Origin of the sequence: Alexandriicola marinus, from assembly GCF_004000435.1 — a bacterium.
GTDB lineage: Bacteria > Pseudomonadota > Alphaproteobacteria > Rhodobacterales > Rhodobacteraceae > Alexandriicola > Alexandriicola marinus.
This window is the reverse complement of sequence record NZ_RBVZ01000006.1, coordinates 84,130-101,331: the sequence shown is the minus strand read 5'-3', so window position 1 is coordinate 101,331 and position 17,202 is coordinate 84,130. Positions and strand designations below refer to the sequence as shown.

The window sequence follows — 17,202 nt, the reverse complement described above, 5'->3', positions numbered from 1 at the left end:
ATTCTGCGCACATGAGTAGGGGGTTTTTCGAGGGCCATTTCCCATATGTAGAGGGAATGCATTCCAAGGAGCCCTCCATGTTCGATTTGACTGACTTTCCGATCACGCGACGTTGGCCACCAGCGGATCCGACGGTGATCCAGCTCTATTCCTTCCCCACGCCCAATGGGGTCAAAGCCTCCATTGCTCTCGAAGAAACCGGGCTGGCCTACGAGCCTCATCTCGTCACGCTGTCGGATGCAGATGTGAAAAGCGATGCGTTCCTGTCGCTCAATCCGAACAACAAGATCCCTGCGATCATCGATCCGAACGGGCCGGATGGCACACCGATCGGACTGTTCGAAAGCGGTGCGATCCTTGTCTATCTGGCCGAGAAATCCGGCGCGCTTCTGGGCGACACGGCACAGGACCGCTATCACGCGCTTCAATGGACGATGTTCCAGATGGGCGGCGTGGGTCCGATGTTCGGGCAGCTGGGCTTTTTCGTGAAGTTCGCCGGCTCGGAAATCGAAGATCCCCGCCCGAGGGAGCGGTATGTCTCCGAAGCCAGACGACTTCTTGCCGTTCTCGAGACCGCGCTTGAGGGCCGGGACTGGATCGCCGGGCCCTTTACCATCGCTGATATCGCCCTCGCTCCCTGGTTGGGCGGCCTCGAATACTATGGCGCGAAAGAGCTTGTCGGATGGGATGATCTGAAAAACGTGCCGGCCTACCTTGATCGGTTCATGGATCGGCCTGCGGTTCAGAGGGGGCGGCAGATTCCGGATCCGGGATAAGGCGCTGGTCCGGAAAAAGACAAACCCCCGGGCGGTATGCTCGGGGGTTTCTCTAATTCGGCTTGGCGAAAAACGATGACTTACATCATTCCTTCGCGCTGGGCTTTCTTGCGTGCGAGCTTGCGCTGACGCCGGATCGCTTCTGCCTTTTCGCGTGCTTTTTTCTCGGACGGCTTTTCGAAATGTTGCCGAAGCTTCATCTCGCGAAAGACACCCTCACGCTGCAGCTTCTTCTTCAGGGCCCGAAGAGCCTGATCGACATTGTTGTCGCGAACGCTGACCTGCATGTGGTTTTCACCACCTTTCTAAGTTTGAGTTGCTGGAAAAGCAGGAATTGGGCCTATAACAAGGGAGAGGCCATTTGTCCAGTCCGTGATATCCAAGGAGGCCCATTCGCCATGGCAGGCACCATCCCCGATGAGACGAAACAACGACTGCTCGACGCGATCGTGATGCATGTGCCATTCGACGGCTGGTCACCAGAGGCCTTTGCCGCCGCGACGCGCGACGCGGGGATGACCGTGCAGGAGGCGCGCGCCCTGTGCCCGCGCGGCGCCACGGACCTTGCGGTCATGTTCCACGAACAGGGCGATCGCGCCATGGAGATTGCCCTTGCCGAGGCCGATCTGGATACGATGCGCGTTCAGGACAAGATCGCCCTTGCGATCCGGACCCGGCTCGACGTCGTGTCCGACAAGGAGGTCGTGCGCCGAGGGTCGGCCCTTTTCGCCCTGCCGCATCATGCGGCCGAGGGCGGGCGGCTGATCTGGGGAACGGCCGATGCGATGTGGCGCGCAATCGGCGACACGTCGGAAGACGTGAACTGGTACACCAAACGGATGACGCTTTCGGCGGTCTGGAGTTCGGTCGTGCTCTATTGGTTGGGCGACATGAGCGAGGGGCACACCGCAACCGATGAATTCATCGACAGACGGATCGCCGACGTCATGCGGTTCGAAAAGGCAAAGGCCCAGGTGTCGGGCAATCCCCTGTTCAAGCCGTTGACCGGGATCCTGTCACGCGCCACGGCGCCGATCCGCGCGCCAAAGGCCGCACGACGCGACGATCTGCCTGGCCGCTGGGCGCCGCAGGACTAGCCCGCGTCGGGGCAAATCTGCTGCGACCATTCTCTTTTCTCTCGGGATTTGTCATAGACCGGGTCGACCATCTGGCCCGGGACAAGAGGGATGACCATGACAACCACGATGCGCGCCGTTGAAATCAGGAGCCCCGGCGGGCCGGATGTTCTGGCGCTGACAGAACGCCCGGTTCCGACGCCCGGCTTCGGGCAGGTGCTGATCCGGATCGCGCACGCCGGTGTGAACCGGCCCGATGCGCTTCAACGTGCTGGCGCCTACAATCCGCCGCCCGGGGCCAGTGATCTGCCGGGGCTTGAGGCGTCGGGCCATGTCGCGGCCATAGGCGATGGCGTGACCGGCCTTGCCGAGGGCGACGCGGTCTGTGCCCTGCTGCCCGGCGGCGGCTATGCCGATTATGCCGTGACGCCCGCCGCACATTGCCTGAAAGTGCCGCGCGGCATGGGTCTGCGCGAGGCGGCCTGCCTGCCCGAGACCTTCTTCACCGTCTGGTCGAACGTGTTCATGCGGGGCGGATTGCGGGGCGGTGAGACCTTTCTGGTTCATGGCGGCACCTCCGGTATCGGGACAACAGCGATCCAGCTTGCCCGCCATTTCGGCGCGCGCGTCTTCACGACCGCCGGGTCGGATGAGAAGTGCCGCGCCTGCGAGGCGCTGGGCGCCGACCGCGCGATCAATTACCGAACCGAGGATTTCGTCGATGTCATGGCAGCCGAAGGCCGGGCCGACCTGATCCTCGACATGGTGGGTGGCGACTATATTCCCCGGAACATCAAGGCATTGGCCGATGATGGCCGGTTGGTTCAGATCGCCTTTCTTCAGGGCCCCAAGGTGACCTTGAACCTTGCGCCTCTGATGGTGCGGCGGCTGACGATGACCGGATCGACCCTGCGCCCGCAATCGGATGTCGCCAAGGCGCGGATCGCCCATGCGCTGGCGCGGGAGGTCTGGCCCCTGCTCGAGGCCGGGCGTATCGCCCCCGTCATGGATCAGGCCTTCGATCTGGGGCAGGCGGCACAGGCCCACGCCCGCATGGAAAGCTCGGCCCATATCGGCAAGATCAGCCTGACTGTCGCAGACAGCTGAGGGCGCTGCGAACGGGACGTGGCGTTGCGGGGTGCTCCCGCGTCGATTTTGCACTGTTGCGGACCTGGGCTTTTGGATACACGGGTCTGCGAAAATGAAGGCTGCGCTTTGGGAGAAATGCCGATGAAGGTCCTCGTGCCTGTAAAGCGGGTGATTGATTACAACGTGAAGGTTCGCGTGAAAGCGGATGGAAGCGGTGTTGATCTTGCCAATGTAAAGATGTCGATGAACCCCTTCGACGAGATCGCCGTCGAAGAGGCGATCCGCCTGAAAGAGGCGGGGATCGCAACCGAGGTCGTCGCCGTTTCGATCGGCGTCAAGCAAAGCCAGGAAACGCTGCGCACGGCATTGGCCATGGGGGCCGACCGTGCGATCCTCGTTGTCGCTGCGGATGATGTGCATGTGGATATCGAGCCGCTTTCGGTGGCCAAGATCCTCAAGGGCATCGTCGACGAGGAACAGCCGGGTCTGGTGCTGTGCGGCAAGCAGGCGATCGACAATGACATGAACGCGACCGGCCAGATGCTCGCCGCGCTTTTGGGCTGGAGCCAAGCGACCTTTGCCTCCAAGCTCGAGGTCGAGGGCGACAGTGCCAAGGTCACCCGCGAGGTTGATGGCGGTCTGCAGACGATCGAAGTCAAGATGCCGGCGATCGTCACGGTCGATCTGCGGCTGAACGAGCCGCGATACGCCTCGCTGCCCAACATCATGAAGGCCAAGAAAAAACCGCTCGATGAAAAGGCACCGTCGGATTACGGGGTCGATGTGACGCCGCGGCTCGAGATCGTGTCGACGACCGAACCCGAGGCCCGCAAGGCGGGGATCATCGTGGGCTCTGTCGATGAGCTGGTATCGAAACTCAAGGAAGCGGGGGCGATCTGATGGCGGTTCTTCTGATTGGTGAAGTGACAGACGGCGCGCTGGCGATGGATGCCACCGCCAAATCCGTGGCCGCGGTCGCCGGCCTTGGCGATGTGACCGTGCTTTGCGCCGGGGCCTCCGCCTCTGCGGCGGCGGCCGAGGCCGCCACGATCGACGGCGTGGCAAAGGTGCTTTGCGCCGAGGATGCCGTCCTCGGACATAGGCTGGCCGAGCCGACCGCCGATCTGATCGTGAGCCTTGCGGGCGATTATGACCACATCGTCGCCCCGGCGACGACGGACGCCAAGAACGTCATGCCCCGGGTTGCGGCCCTGCTTGACGTGATGGTGATTTCGGATCTGTCCGGCGTGGTCGATGCCGACACGTTCGAACGTCCGATCTATGCGGGCAACGCGATCCAGACGGTCAAGTCGTCGGATGCCAAGAAGGTTCTGACGATCCGGGCCTCTGGGTTCGACGCGGCGGGCACCGGCAATTCGGCGCCCGTTGAAAACATCGGTGCCGCCGGCGATCCGGGCCTGTCGTCCTGGGTCGAGGACAAGGTTGCCGAAAGCGACCGTCCCGAACTGACAAGTGCGGGCGTCGTCGTCTCGGGCGGCCGGGGCGTCGGGTCCGAAGAGGATTTTGCCCTGATCGAAAAGCTGGCTGACAAGCTGGGCGCGGCTGTCGGCGCGTCGCGCGCTGCCGTGGATTCGGGCTTTGCCCCGAATGACTGGCAGGTTGGCCAGACCGGCAAGGTGGTGGCGCCTGACCTTTATGTCGCGGTTGGAATTTCCGGCGCGATCCAGCACCTGGCCGGGATGAAGGACAGCAAGGTCATCGTTGCGATCAACAAGGATGAAGAGGCCCCGATCTTCCAGGTTGCCGATTACGGCCTCGTTGCCGATCTGTTTTCCGCCGTGCCGGAGCTGACGGAAAAGCTCTGACCCGGCTACATCGGCCAGCGTCGTTTCAAGGGGCCCTTCGGGGCCCCTTTTCGGTTAGGTCCGGAGCCGTTTGGTCAGCGCGTCGGAGACGATTTCAGCGGCGGTTTCATGGGCCTTGGGGCTGAGCAAAGGGGATTTGTCGACGGATCCGCCCTTGCGGGCCGGCGGTTGGACGAGGATCACGCCCTGAACATGGGGACGCAATTCGTCGATCATGCTGCGCGTGACGAAAAGCGGATCGCCGTTGATCGGATCGCTCCGGTCACCCAGATGGGCATCGGATGGAAGCGTCTCGGAAAACCACAACAGCAAGGTGTGGGACCCGATTTCCTGAATAAAGCTGCGCATCCGGGCGCGCCATGCCATCTGAAGCTCTGACTGGATGATCTCGAACCGCTCTGGCGACAGCTCGTAGAGCGAGGCCAGCATGTGACGTGTGAAACAGAAATCCGTGAAGTCAACTTCGGGATAGATTGCCCTGAGGACCGAAGAGGCCCGGACAAAGCGATCATTGCGGCGTGGATGAACGGTATAGAACCGGTTCGACATGTTGTGCGCGCCCATCACCTGGACGATGTTGAGCATGGCCGAATGGCAGGCATCATGGATCGCCGATTCAGGCAAAAACGCGTCGACCGACGCATTCACGCAGCCAAAATTCACACAGGTGATGCCAGTGGACTCCTCCACCAGTGCCGGGAACGGATATTCGACCCCCTTGCCATAGGTTTCCGTCCCACCGATGAACGCCACATAGCGATCTTTCAGCGACCTCCGCGGCCCGCGAAAGAAGATCTTCGAATTTCCGTATCGGCAGGGATGATAGTCGATCGTGTCCCCTTCGATCTGCTCGTGTCTCATGCGACCCGCCACCTCTCATGATCGGCGCCCGTGAGATTCGCTCAAAAGGCTTTCGATTTGGCTAAGTTTCCTGCCGCCATGACGATTTTGCCGCCCCCGGCCTTGCCGCCCCACGCAGGCGAAGCCTATGGTGCAGGCGATCGCGCGATCCGGGGATAGACGATGACGATTGAGAAAGTGGGTGTTGTCGGGGCCGGCCAGATGGGCAATGGAATCGCCCATGTCTTTGCTTTGGCAGGCTACGATGTGCTGATCACGGATATCAGCGAAGAGGCTTTGGAATCAGGCCGATCCCTCATATCGCGCAATATGGAACGGCAGGTCTCGCGCGGTATCATCGCCGAAGAGGAACGTGCCGCCGCGATGGCGCGGATCTCCACGACATTGTCGCTGACCGATCTCGGGCCGTCCGATCTGATCATCGAGGCCGCGACCGAACGGGAAACGGTCAAACACGCGATATTCGAGGATCTTGGACCTCATCTGAAGCCGGATACGATCCTGACCTCCAACACCTCCTCGATCTCGATCACAAGGCTTGCCGCGCGCACGGACCGGCCCGAAAAGTTCATGGGATTTCACTTCATGAACCCGGTGCCGGTGATGCAACTGGTCGAGCTGATCCGGGGCATCGCGACGGACAAGGAAACCTTCGACACCTGCCTTGGCGTGGTCGAGAGGTTGGGTAAGAAGGCCTCGACCTCCGAGGATTTCCCGGCCTTCATCGTCAACCGCATCCTGATGCCGATGATCAACGAGGCGATCTATACGCTGTATGAAGGCGTAGGGTCGGTCGAATCGATCGATACCTCGCTGAAACTCGGGGCGAACCACCCGATGGGGCCGCTCGAGCTGGCCGATTTCATCGGGCTCGATACCTGCCTTGCCATCATGAACGTTCTTCACGACGGTTTGGCGGATACGAAGTACCGCCCCTGCCCGCTGCTGACAAAGTATGTCGAGGCTGGCTGGCTTGGTCGCAAGACAAGGCGCGGGTTCTACGATTATCGCGGGGAGACGCCGGTTCCGACCCGGTGACGCGTCACTTGCCCAGGGCGAGGGTGTGATCGCGCAGCCAGGCCATGAATGCGCGCGGATCGCCGATGCGGGCGTCGATCTCGTCCTGAGGGATTGGGGCGCCGATCACCGGAGCCTGTGGCTTCTTGCAGGAGGCCACGATCTCGTTAAGCAAGAGACCCTGACGCAACGTCGCCGAGATCTTGTCTGCCATCAGATAGAGCCGCGAATTTGATCCGGGAAAGAAGATCGGCACGACCGTTGCACCGGACCGGCGTATCATCTTCGCGGTAAAGACGTTCCATTCTGCTTCGACCGCCGGGCCGAACATGGTTTCCGATGCGGCAACCACCCCTGACGGGAACAGCGCGATTGCCCCCCCTGATTCGAGCATGGCCATTGCCTCGGCCCGCATGGCGATGCCCTTCTTCTGAGCATCGTCTTCGTGTGGAAAGGGCACAGGGATCAGGAAACTGGCCGCTGTTTCATCGATCCCCGTCAGAATGGAGCGGACGAGTATCTTGTAATCCGGCCGCACCTTGCTGACCAAGGCCGCGATGACCATGCCATCCACCAACCCGTGCGGATGATTTGCAACGAAGATGACCGGGCCCTTGGGGGGGATGTTCGCGATCTGCTCGGGGGGTGTCAGAAGTTCGATCCCCATCACGTCGAGCGCATCGCTCCAGATCCGCCGCCGCTCATGTGGGCCCGTTCTCTGGAACGTCCGCAGCATCCGGATGATCGCCAGCTTGCCGGTCAGCCATTCGATCGTCCGGATCGTGTTCCGCTTGATGGTGCTGTCGAATGTGTTTGAATAGGTCAGGTTCCGACGGTCATAGGTGGGACCGTCCGATTTGGGGTCGACGGAGATATAGTCCGTGCGATCCGTCAATCTGCGCCTCATTCTACCGGCAGGCCGGGCATGGCCGGCGCGCGTTAATCAGGTTCTCCGAACCGGTCCGCCACAAGTCGTTCAATGGCATCCGCCAGAGCCGCAGCATCGGGCCCGGAAGTTTCCACTTCAATAGTGCTTCCCTTCGAAGCTGCCAACATCAAAAGCCCCATGATGCTGTCACCTGACGCCTCGGCGCCGTTATGGCGGATCGTTGCGGAACCTTCGTGGGCCTCGACGACTTCGACCAGCTTGGCCGAGGCGCGTGCGTGCAATCCCTTGATGTTGACGATCTTGAGGTCTCTCGTCGTACCGTTCATGTCCATACACTAGCCTGCTTTCTGGGAGGCCCCGACATCGTCGGTCCCGACGTGAAAATCGATGTATTTCCGGCCAGCCGCCATCGCAGCTTCGACCGCTTCGGGCACAGGTCGGGCCCGGCATTTGGCAAGTTTGATCAGCATCGGCAGGTTCGCGCCATAAAGGATACGGCGGTTCGAGGGGCTGCAGGCCCTGAGCGAAAGGTTCGACGGCGATCCGCCGAACATGTCGGTCACGATGACCACGCCGTCACCCGTATCGACACTGTCGGCCGCGTCGCAGATCTCGGCCTGTTTGGCGTTGCGATCGTCGTCCGGCAGGATCGTGATGGCGATGATTCCGTCCTGTCGTCCGACCACATGCTCGACCGCCGCGAGATATTCACGGGCCAGTCCGCCATGTGCCACGATCACGACACCGATCAATCCCTGTTCCCCCTGTTGTCGGCCAGTGCCGCGTCCAGACGCTCCAATTCCCGGTGACGTTTAGACACAGGCCAGCCATCTTCTGCAAGGGCGCTCGCGACCTGTTCGGCCAGCGCAACCGACCTGTGTTTGCCGCCGGTGCATCCGAAACCGATGGTGACAGAGGTCTTTCCCTCGGCCCGATAGGCCGGCAGCAGGAACCGCGTCAGATCAAGAACCCTGTCCAGAAACGGGCGGAAATTCGGGTCGGCCTCGATGTGGGCCGCAACATCGGCGTCGCGGCCGTCAAGCGCGCGCAGCTCGGGCTGCCAATGCGGATTGCTCAGGAACCTGACATCGTGGACGATATCCATCCCCCGCGGCAGGCCCCGCTTGTAGGAGAAGGACTGGATCGTGACCGAAAGCGAGCGTCCCCCGGGTGCCGCGAACCATCGGTCGATCTCGGCCCTCAGATCGTGGGGATTGTTGCCCGAGGTGTCGATCAGGATATCGGCCCGGGCCCGTATCGGTATCAGAAGCTCCTGTTCCCGGCGGATCCCAATCAACGGGGCCTCGTTCGGTGACAGCGGATGGCGGCGACGGGTTTCCGAATACCGCTCGACGAGCCGGTCCACATCGCAGTCGATATACAGGACCGTCTCCCGGATGCCGGGACGTGACGCGAGATTGTCGATTGTCTGGATCAGGGCTTCGGTTCCGAAATCCCGGTTTCGCACATCGATGCCCAGAGCGATCGGTCGATCGAGGGGAGGTCCGTCGATCAGCCGCGGCAAGAGGCTCAGTGGCAGATTGTCGATCACCTCGAAGCCCAGATCCTCAAGCGCGTTGATCGCGGTTGACCTTCCCGCGCCGGAGGGTCCCGTAACCAGCACAACGTGCTGGCGGCTGTCGTCGGCGTGCGGCGCCGCGGGGGAGGGGGCAGGCTCGTTCATCAATGACTCCGTCCCTGTCGAAGATAGAGCAGGACCGCATCAATAAAATGGCTGCTCTCAACCTTGTTTATCAGGGGCAGGGATATCGACAGAATTGTCACTTCCCGGGCGGGTGGCAATCTTTCGGTTTCCGACATGTCGAGATCGACCACGAGGCATACCGGGGCCGGAGGATGGGGCGCTGCATTCAGAAGGCCGACGCCGCGCGCCTCGATCAGGCCCTGGATCGGTTCGGGGCAGCTTGCGATCAGGTCCGGCCCGCGCCGCGTGAGGATCGTTCTGTCATCCGCGATCAGCCCCGCGCCGCGTGCAATCAGTCCAAGCGCCAGTGCGGATTTCCCGGAACCCGAGGCCCCCGTGATCAGGACGGCGCGCCCATCCAGGGAAACGCAGGAGGCATGCAGGGTTTCGGCGTCGGACGACATGTCCGCGGACATGGCTCAGACCGGGAGACCGACGACAAAGCGGGCGCCAAGCGGCTCTGACGTGATATCGGCATCGGTCGGGCGGATGTTCTCTGCCCAGATGACACCGCCATGTGCCTCGACGATCTGTTTCGAAATCGCGAGACCAAGCCCGGAGTTGTTGCCGAAATCGTCTGCGGGCCGTTCGGAATAGAACCGCTGGAACACCTTTGTCAGCGCGTTGTCGGGGATGCCGGGGCCGGTATCCTCGACCACGATCAGAACGCGGTTCTCGCGCCTGCGGGCCCAGACGCGGATCGCGTCACCCTCACCGCAGAAGGAAATCGCGTTGGTGATCAGGTTGACAAAGACTTGGGCCAGTCGTCCTTCGAGGCCCTGCATCTCGATCGAATGGGCCGGCAGGTCCGTGATGTAATCCACGCCCTTGGATTCGGCTTCCTTGGCAAGGAATTCGTTCAGATTGCGCAGCATCTTGAGCATGTCGAACGGCTTTTCCTGTTCGCGGACAAGTTCGCTGTCGAGGCGCGATGCCGCCGAGATATCGGTGACAAGGCGGTCAAGCCGCTGGATATCATGCTCGATCACTTCAAGCAGGCGTTCGCGCTGATCGTCGCGCTTGGCCACATGCATGGTGCCGACGGCCGATCTGAGAGAGGCGAGGGGATTCTTGATCTCGTGACTCACATCGGCTGCGAATTGTTCGTTCGCCTCGATCCGGTCATAGAGCGCGGTCACCATGCCGCGCAGGGCACCCGACAGTCGGCCGATCTCGTCCGGCCGGGCGGTCAGATCGGGGATGCGGATGCGATCGGGCTGCATCTTGCGGGCGTTGCGATCGCGGCCCAGTTCTGCGGCGGCGGCCAGATCGGCGATCGGATTGGCGATGGTCGATGCCAGAACAAGGCTGAGAGCGATCGACAGAACAATACCGATCAGAAGCATCTGGAAGAATTGTTCACGTTCCTGCGCAGCCAGAGCATCGACCTCGCCCGCCGCACTGGTGATTGCCACGATGCCGACGGGCTGTCCGTTCTGGATGATCGGGGTCGCGACCGCGAAGATCGTCTTGCCCTGCGGATCCTGGTCGGTCTCGACGATGGTGCCGCGCGCCATTGCGGTCTCGACAAGCCGTCGTGCGGTGTCGCGCGTATCGAACGCTGTATCCTGGCCCAATGTCGGTGAGAAAAGCCCCGCCAAACCTTCCCAAAGGGAATTCAGTGTCCGGGTGATGAACATCCCGGAATCGTCGCGCTGAAGGCCCGGGACGTCGGCCACGACCGCGGGGCCAAGCGCCTCGCCCACCAGGGCGCCGGTGGGGTCGAAGACGTAGAGCTCAAGCCCGCCACGCAGGCTCAGCCCGGTCAGCGTCTCGCGCATGTCGATGCCATCGCCGGTCACAAGGTTGACGGGCGATGTTCCGGGAAGCTGTGCTTCGAACACGTCGGCGATCAGTTCGGCCTCGTTGACGAGGCCGTTCGCGCGCTGGAAGGTCAGGTTGTCGCGGGCCGGTGTCAGGAAGAACATTCCTGCCACGATGATCATCAGGGCCACGAGGTTGAACGTGACGATCTTGCGCGCCAGCGGCGATTTGTGAAGCGCAAGAACAGACCGGCGGCGCCGGCGTTCGACCATCTCACTGCTTGTCTTGTCGGGGTCGAGCCAGTCGTCCCCGAGAATGACTTCGCCCTCCTCGGACGCCGCCTGCTTTGCAGCGCGGCGCACCGAGTTGAGATCACGAACGTCGATATGCGGCGTAGCCGTCATGTCCTATTCTTCGTTGTAGCGGTATCCGATACCGTAAAGCGTCTCGATTGCCGAGAATTCCTCGTCCGTCTGGCGCATCTTCTTGCGCAGCCGCTTGATATGGCTGTCGATCGTCCGGTCATCGACGTAGACCTGATCATCATAGGCCACATCCATCAGCTGATCGCGCGACTTCACGAAGCCGGGCCGTTGCGCCAATGCCTGAAGAAGCAAGAATTCGGTCACCGTTAGGGAAACATCGCGACCTTTCCATGTCACGGCATGGCGAAGCGGGTCCATCGTCAGCTGGCCGCGGACCATGACCTTGGCATCTTCGCCGGTTTCCACGATGTCGCCTGCGATCACATCCTGGCGGCGCAGAAGCGCGCGGATGCGTTCCACCAGAAGCCGCTGGGAGAACGGTTTCTTGACATAATCGTCCGCGCCCATCCGAAGGCCGAGGACTTCGTCGATCTCGTCGTCCTTGGAGGTGAGAAAGATGACGGGCATGGATGTCTTCTGGCGGAGCCGCTGAAGCAGGTCCATGCCGTCCATGCGGGGCATCTTGATGTCCAGAACGGCCATGTCGGGCATACGTTTGTTGAACGCATCCAGAGCCGACTGGCCATCATTGTAAGTTTCTACTTCGAAGCCTTCAGCCTCAAGGGTCATGGATACCGACGTCAGGATATTCCTGTCGTCGTCCACCAGTGCGATTTTCGACATGGGAACGAAACCTTCTGCTGCTCAATCGTTGTTATTGCCTGTTTTTCTTTGACTAGAAGCCCAAAACCGGGCCGCGAATCAATCCCTAAACGGGTTTCGAACAGGCAGGCGCGTCATATTTGCCGCGAAAACTCCTTCTGAATGGCTAAAATGCCTCACCCGTGAACCGTGCCGTGAGGCTGTTGGCGTTAACATGGGAATGGTTGCGCTAACGGGCCGTCATGGGCCTGTTCACCTTGGAAAACATCATGTTATGCGACTCCGATCCGGGCGATGATCGCCCTTGGACAGCGAGGAGCAATTGTAATGACCCATGGACGCGTCAATTCCGACATGACCCTTGAACAGCAAGGCATCGCGGGGCTGGGCTCGGTCTATTATAACCTTGTTGACCACGACCTGGTGCAGGCCTCGGTCTGCCGGGGCGAGGCCCGGCTTCTGCCCGGCGGCGCGCTTCTGGCCACCACCGGCAAGCATACCGGTCGGTCGCCCAAGGACAAATTCGTCGTGCGGACACCGTCGGTCGAAGACACGATCTGGTGGGAAAACAACCCGCCGATGGAGCCGTCGAAATTCGATATCCTCCATGCCGACATGCTCGAGCACATGAAGGGCAAGGATTACTATGTGCAGGATCTGTTCGCCGGTGCCGACCCCTCCCATCGTCTCGATGTGCGGCTGGTGACCGAATACGCGTGGCACGGCCTGTTCATCCGTCACCTTCTGCGGGTGCCGGAGCGCGAAGAGCTGGACACCTTCACGCCCGATTTCACGATCATCAACTGCCCGTCCTTCTTTGCCGATCCCGAACGGCACGGCTGCCGGACCGAGACAGTGATCGCCCTCAACTTCGACAAGAAGCTGATCCTGATCGGCGGCTCCGAATATGCCGGCGAAAACAAGAAATCGGTTTTCACCCTGCTGAATTACCTGATGCCCGAAAAAGGCATCATGCCGATGCATTGCTCGGCCAACCATGCGCCGGGCAACCCGGTCGACACTGCCATCTTCTTCGGCCTCTCGGGCACCGGCAAGACGACGCTGTCGGCCGACCCGTCGCGCACGCTGATTGGCGATGACGAACACGGCTGGTCCGAACGTGGCACCTACAACTTCGAAGGCGGCTGCTACGCGAAGACGATCTCGCTCTCTCCCGACGCCGAGCCCGAAATCTTTGCCACGACCACCAAGTTCAGCACCGTGATCGAGAACATGATCGCCGACCCCGAAACCGGGGAGCTTGATTATGAAGATGACAGCCTGACGGCCAACATGCGCTGCGCCTATCCGCTGGAATTCATCTCGAACGCGTCGAAGACGGGTCTTGGCGGGCATCCCAAGAACATCATCATGCTGACCTGTGATGCGTTCGGAGTTCTTCCCCCCATTGCTCGGCTTACACCGGCGCAGGCGATGTATCACTTCCTGTCGGGCTTCACCTCAAAGGTCGCCGGCACAGAGCGTGGCGTGACCGAGCCCGAGCCCACCTTCTCGACCTGCTTCGGTGCACCGTTCACACCGCGCCGTCCCGAGGTTTATGGCAAGCTGCTTCAGGACAAGATCGCCCAGCATGGGGCGACCTGCTGGCTCGTCAACACCGGCTGGACCGGCGGCGCCTATGGCGAAGGCAGCCGGATGCCGATCCAGGCAACCCGGGCCCTTCTGGCCGCGGCGCTTGACGGTTCGCTCGCCGAGGCGCAGTTCCGCAAGGATCCGAATTTCGGCTTCGACGTTCCGGTTTCGGTCGATGGCGTCGATGACGGTCTGCTCGATCCGCGCGAGACGTGGGAAGACAAGGCCGCCTATGATGCCCAGGCCAAGCGTCTGCTCGAGATGTTCGCCGAGAACTTCGAACAATATGTCGACCACATCGACGACGATGTGCGCGCTGCCGCGATCGGCTGACAATAGCGGAGGGGCGGGCCCACGGGCCTGCCCTTCATCTTATCTGACGGGTGAAAAAAGCGCGTCGTCGAGCGTGCAGTCCCGCACCACATCCGCCCCGCATTCACGAAACTCGAGGTCCCGGGTCAGGCAGATCCGGGCCTCCTGGATGTATCCGTCGCGACAGGTCACGGTCAGACCGTCGGGCGTGATCTCGGGATTGTCGGCGATGAAGGCCTCTTCGATCAGCGCGGCCGGGAGCCGCACGGCATCGGGAAGCCTTCGAAAGACTTCGGGCCGGACGACGCTGTCATAGGCCGCGCGGGCCAGATCGTAATACTCGGCCGGCGACAGCCCCGAACAGCTGCCGTGCTTGTTCCACTGGTACCAGGCAAGGCCGGATGTGCCCATGATATCCGCCATGTCGCGCGTCATAGCCCGGCTGGGCGGCTGATGCGGGGAAAAGCAATCCTGCGGCCATCCGCGTTCGTATTGCGGCCAAAGCCCGTGCAGCACCCATCCGAAATCCTTCGCCGGATCGCATTGCGGGCTGTCGCGCGCATCGCCCTCCCGTTCGCACCAATTGGGCGACCAAGACAGCGCCATGACATAGTAATCGAACTCCCCGGCGGTATCCTCGGCGCGAAGCGGCGCGGCAAGACACAGGAAAACAGCCAACAGGTAACGCATTTTCATCTTTCCTCCGAAGGGCCGCGTCACTATATACGCTCCGAGTTCCCCGACAAAGAGAACCCGAGCCTCCGCGGCTCGCCCCGGACCGGGGCAGGGGAAAGACGTGTATTCGAGAGGTGCCGCACATGGCTGACAAACCGATTATGGCGAAGGCCACCGCCGTCTGGCTGGTGGACAACACGACGCTTACGTTCAAGCAGATCGGCGAATTCTGCGGGATGCATGAGCTGGAAGTGCAGGGCATTGCCGACGGCGATGTCGCCGCTGGTGTGAAGGGATTTGACCCGGTCGCCAACAATCAGCTCACCCAGGACGAGATCGACAAGGCCGAGCAGGATCCCGCTCGCAGGCTCAAGCTCAAGTTCAACCCCGCCGCCGTCGGCGAGGAAAAGCGTCGTGGCCCGCGCTACACCCCGCTGTCCAAGCGTCAGGACCGGCCCGCCTCGATCCTGTGGCTGGTGAAGTTCCACCCCGAGCTGACCGATGGCCAGATCTCCAAGCTGGTCGGCACGACCAAGCCGACGATCCAGTCGATCCGCGAACGGACCCACTGGAACATCTCCAATATCGATCCGATCGATCCTGTCGCGCTGGGCCTGTGCAAGCAGTCCGAGCTGGACGCCGCCGTCCAGAAGGCCGCCGCGAAGAAGGCCCGCGAAGGCGAGGTGATGTCTGATGACGAGCGTCGCAAGCTGGTCTCGACCGAACAAAGCCTCAGCATGTCGACAGAGCCCAAGATGCCGACAGCCATCGCCGGTCTCGAGACATTCTCGCTGACTGATGACGACGACGACCGGAACGACCTTGTGGACGACGATGACGACGAGTCGATGCCGCGGGTCATCGATGCCGATAGCCTGTTCAACCTGCCGTCCGGCGGGGATGACGACGACGAAGACGAGGATTGATCCGGGCCACGCCCGTGACTTGATCGAAAGGGCCTTCGTGGGCGACACTCAGGTGTCATTCGCGAGGGCCTTTTCATGTCTGTTCCATTTTCACGCATTTCCGTATCCGCCGCATTCGCCGCCACGCTGCTCTCGGCGCCCGTACCGGCCGCCGCGCAAGAGATCTGCGACGCGCTCTGGTTCACCCGAAACCTTGTCTTCGACCGCGCCGGATACTGCTTTTCCTCGCCTCTGGGTCTCGCCCAGTTCCCGGCGGATTGCACCACCACCGAACCCGACCTCGATCCCGAGGCGCAGGCCCTCGTCGCGATGATCCGCGAGGTCGAGGAGGAATGGGAATGTGACGTCGATACCCAGCAGACCGAGCTTTCGCCCTTCGATACGCAGGTTCTGACCTTCATCGAGGATTTGCCGGTTCCGACCGGGTATGAGAGTTCGTGTTTCGGATGGAAGGGCGGGATGCTGATGTTGCGCGCTGCACGCCGCGAGGATGCCCAGCCCAGCGGCTTTGTCCGGCCCGGCGACGACCTGCTGGCAACTCATGCCGATGTCGATGGCTGGAGTTTCTATTCCATGACGCCGCAGGGGCAGGGTCTTGGCTGGGTGCCAACGCCGGAATGGTCCGAGGCGACCTGTTCCGCGCTTGCTGGCTAGGACACCGGTTCTCCGGGTCAACGGATGGAATCCTGCATTTCGGTGAGTATTGGGCCCGGTTAGGCTCCGGATTCACGCGGCCCCCCGTATTCACGGGCCGCGGCCTATCATTTCATCTGCAGACAGCGAGGTTTTCGCAATGAATGTCTCTCACTTTGAACTCGTCTACAAACCGCAATCTCCGGAAGGGCCGGCCGATACTGTCCTTCAGGGATATTTCCTCAAGATCAGCAACCTCGAGGACGTGGCCTATTCCTTTCAGCTGGAATTCGTGACGTCTCCGATCACCGATGCCGACCGGACGCTCTTTGGCAATACGCTGGTGTTCGTCGATATCGCGGGTGAAAACCAGATGCCGGGTGAATACAGCCTGAGCGGCAACAGCGACGCCAAGTCGTTCAAGCTGAACAAGGTGGTGACGATCCCGGCCCATGGCACGGCACTCGTGGCGCTGCTACCGTCCGATCCCTTCGTCATGCCGGGTGACCCGGTTCCCGATCCCAACTTCGAATGCCGTGGCTATGTGAACATCACGCTGCCACCGGTCTTTCGCCCGGTCGGCGATTTCTTCCTGCAGCGGAAGCAGAGCGATGATCCGGTCTCTGTCTTGCTCACGCCGCAGCATCGCGCGACCTATCTCTCGACCGATGGCGCGATCAGTGATCAGACCCAATCGTCGATCCCGCTCGCCTCAGGCACGGGCGCGCTTGACGTGCCGCCGCAATCGCCCTTCTTGATCGGCAAGCCCGGGGCGTTCGATCTGGATCGGATCCGCCCGGCGCTCGAACAGGTTGAACTCGATGACAGCCTGATCGTCGGACTGGTCTCGCAGATAGAGGCCCAGCAGGACGGCCTGGATGCCTTCAACACGCTGATGGCAAAGGCGGGTCTCGGGCTCGAGCTGTCGCGACGGACGTCGGGCAAGGCAAAGGCCAAGGCCTGACATCGGCG

20 protein-coding genes are annotated in these 17,202 nt (G+C 61.6%); 10 read left to right on the top strand and 10 right to left on the bottom strand.

Features of this window, described 5'->3' with window-relative positions:
- The first annotated feature begins 77 nt into the window (after window positions 1-77).
- Complete coding sequence (locus EP376_RS16635) at window positions 78-776, top strand: glutathione S-transferase family protein (protein ID WP_127656741.1); 699 nt, start codon at window positions 78-80, stop codon at window positions 774-776.
- An 80-nt stretch (window positions 777-856) separates the two neighbouring features.
- Here EP376_RS16635 and rpsU read toward each other — a convergent pair whose 3' ends face one another.
- Window positions 857-1,063, bottom strand: a complete 207-nt coding sequence (rpsU, locus tag EP376_RS16630) for a 30S ribosomal protein S21 (RefSeq protein WP_091427324.1) — start codon at window positions 1,061-1,063, stop codon at window positions 857-859.
- 111 nt (window positions 1,064-1,174) lie between these two features.
- Between rpsU and EP376_RS16625 the strand changes: the two genes are divergently transcribed.
- The 4 genes from EP376_RS16625 (at window position 1,175) to EP376_RS16610 (ending at window position 4,767) form a co-directional block, all read left to right on the top strand.
- On the top strand, window positions 1,175-1,873 hold the full coding sequence (locus EP376_RS16625; protein ID WP_127656740.1) for a COQ9 family protein: 699 nt from the start codon (window positions 1,175-1,177) through the stop codon (window positions 1,871-1,873).
- A gap of 96 nt (window positions 1,874-1,969) precedes the next feature.
- Entirely contained in the window at window positions 1,970-2,959 is a 990-nt protein-coding gene (locus EP376_RS16620) for an NAD(P)H-quinone oxidoreductase (protein WP_127656835.1), read from the top strand.
- A gap of 123 nt (window positions 2,960-3,082) precedes the next feature.
- Window positions 3,083-3,841, top strand: coding sequence for an electron transfer flavoprotein subunit beta/FixA family protein (locus EP376_RS16615; RefSeq protein WP_127656739.1), 759 nt, complete (start codon window positions 3,083-3,085; stop codon window positions 3,839-3,841).
- The gene (locus EP376_RS16610) at window positions 3,841-4,767 is read left to right on the top strand and encodes an electron transfer flavoprotein subunit alpha/FixB family protein (RefSeq protein ID WP_127656738.1); all 927 of its coding nucleotides are present in this window, start codon (window positions 3,841-3,843) and stop codon (window positions 4,765-4,767) included. Before EP376_RS16615 ends, EP376_RS16610 begins: the two co-directional genes overlap by 1 nt.
- A gap of 54 nt (window positions 4,768-4,821) precedes the next feature.
- Here the strand turns inward: EP376_RS16610 and EP376_RS16605 are convergent, their stop codons facing one another.
- Entirely contained in the window at window positions 4,822-5,628 is an 807-nt protein-coding gene (locus tag EP376_RS16605; protein WP_127656737.1) for a DUF6473 family protein, read from the bottom strand.
- A gap of 162 nt (window positions 5,629-5,790) precedes the next feature.
- On the opposite strand from EP376_RS16605, the gene EP376_RS16600 reads away from it, so the two are divergent.
- Complete coding sequence (locus EP376_RS16600; RefSeq protein WP_127656736.1) at window positions 5,791-6,666, top strand: 3-hydroxybutyryl-CoA dehydrogenase; 876 nt, start codon at window positions 5,791-5,793, stop codon at window positions 6,664-6,666.
- A 4-nt stretch (window positions 6,667-6,670) separates the two neighbouring features.
- On the opposite strand, the gene EP376_RS16595 is transcribed toward EP376_RS16600, so the two are convergent.
- The 7 genes from EP376_RS16595 to EP376_RS16565 are packed head-to-tail and all read right to left on the bottom strand — an operon-like array spanning window position 6,671 to window position 12,112.
- Entirely contained in the window at window positions 6,671-7,552 is an 882-nt protein-coding gene (locus tag EP376_RS16595) for a lysophospholipid acyltransferase family protein (RefSeq protein ID WP_127656735.1), read from the bottom strand.
- Between the two features lie 32 nt (window positions 7,553-7,584).
- Window positions 7,585-7,860 (bottom strand): HPr family phosphocarrier protein, encoded by a 276-nt coding sequence (locus EP376_RS16590; protein ID WP_164744957.1) that lies wholly within the window; start codon window positions 7,858-7,860, stop codon window positions 7,585-7,587.
- A 9-nt stretch (window positions 7,861-7,869) separates the two neighbouring features.
- Complete coding sequence (locus EP376_RS16585; RefSeq protein ID WP_127656733.1) at window positions 7,870-8,286, bottom strand: PTS sugar transporter subunit IIA; 417 nt, start codon at window positions 8,284-8,286, stop codon at window positions 7,870-7,872.
- On the bottom strand, window positions 8,283-9,218 hold the full coding sequence (gene rapZ / locus EP376_RS16580) for an RNase adapter RapZ (RefSeq protein ID WP_127656732.1): 936 nt from the start codon (window positions 9,216-9,218) through the stop codon (window positions 8,283-8,285). The genes EP376_RS16585 and rapZ overlap by 4 nt, the downstream gene beginning before the upstream one ends.
- The gene (locus tag EP376_RS16575; protein WP_238928890.1) at window positions 9,218-9,655 is read right to left on the bottom strand and encodes an HPr kinase/phosphorylase; all 438 of its coding nucleotides are present in this window, start codon (window positions 9,653-9,655) and stop codon (window positions 9,218-9,220) included. The genes rapZ and EP376_RS16575 overlap by 1 nt, the downstream gene beginning before the upstream one ends.
- 3 nt (window positions 9,656-9,658) lie before the next feature.
- Window positions 9,659-11,407 carry a sensor histidine kinase gene (locus EP376_RS16570; protein WP_127656731.1) on the bottom strand — a complete coding sequence of 583 codons (1,749 nt, stop codon included), beginning with the start codon at window positions 11,405-11,407 and terminating at the stop codon, window positions 9,659-9,661.
- Between the two features lie 3 nt (window positions 11,408-11,410).
- The gene (locus EP376_RS16565; RefSeq protein WP_127656730.1) at window positions 11,411-12,112 is read right to left on the bottom strand and encodes a response regulator transcription factor; all 702 of its coding nucleotides are present in this window, start codon (window positions 12,110-12,112) and stop codon (window positions 11,411-11,413) included.
- A gap of 306 nt (window positions 12,113-12,418) precedes the next feature.
- Here EP376_RS16565 and EP376_RS16560 point away from each other — a divergent pair, with 306 nt between their 5' ends.
- Window positions 12,419-14,017 carry a phosphoenolpyruvate carboxykinase gene (locus tag EP376_RS16560; protein ID WP_127656729.1) on the top strand — a complete coding sequence of 533 codons (1,599 nt, stop codon included), beginning with the start codon at window positions 12,419-12,421 and terminating at the stop codon, window positions 14,015-14,017.
- Between the two features lie 39 nt (window positions 14,018-14,056).
- Here the strand turns inward: EP376_RS16560 and EP376_RS16555 are convergent, their stop codons facing one another.
- Entirely contained in the window at window positions 14,057-14,686 is a 630-nt protein-coding gene (locus EP376_RS16555) for a ribonuclease T2 family protein (protein WP_127656833.1), read from the bottom strand.
- 128 nt (window positions 14,687-14,814) lie between these two features.
- Between EP376_RS16555 and EP376_RS16550 the strand changes: the two genes are divergently transcribed.
- The 3 genes from EP376_RS16550 (at window position 14,815) to EP376_RS16540 (ending at window position 17,194) form a co-directional block, all read left to right on the top strand.
- Window positions 14,815-15,597, top strand: a complete 783-nt coding sequence (locus tag EP376_RS16550; protein WP_127656728.1) for a DUF1013 domain-containing protein — start codon at window positions 14,815-14,817, stop codon at window positions 15,595-15,597.
- 75 nt (window positions 15,598-15,672) lie between these two features.
- Complete coding sequence (locus EP376_RS16545) at window positions 15,673-16,251, top strand: DUF4453 domain-containing protein (RefSeq protein ID WP_127656727.1); 579 nt, start codon at window positions 15,673-15,675, stop codon at window positions 16,249-16,251.
- A 139-nt stretch (window positions 16,252-16,390) separates the two neighbouring features.
- A complete protein-coding gene (locus EP376_RS16540; RefSeq protein ID WP_127656726.1) occupies window positions 16,391-17,194 on the top strand; it encodes a hypothetical protein in 804 nt (267 codons plus the stop codon).
- Window positions 17,195-17,202 lie beyond the last annotated feature (8 nt).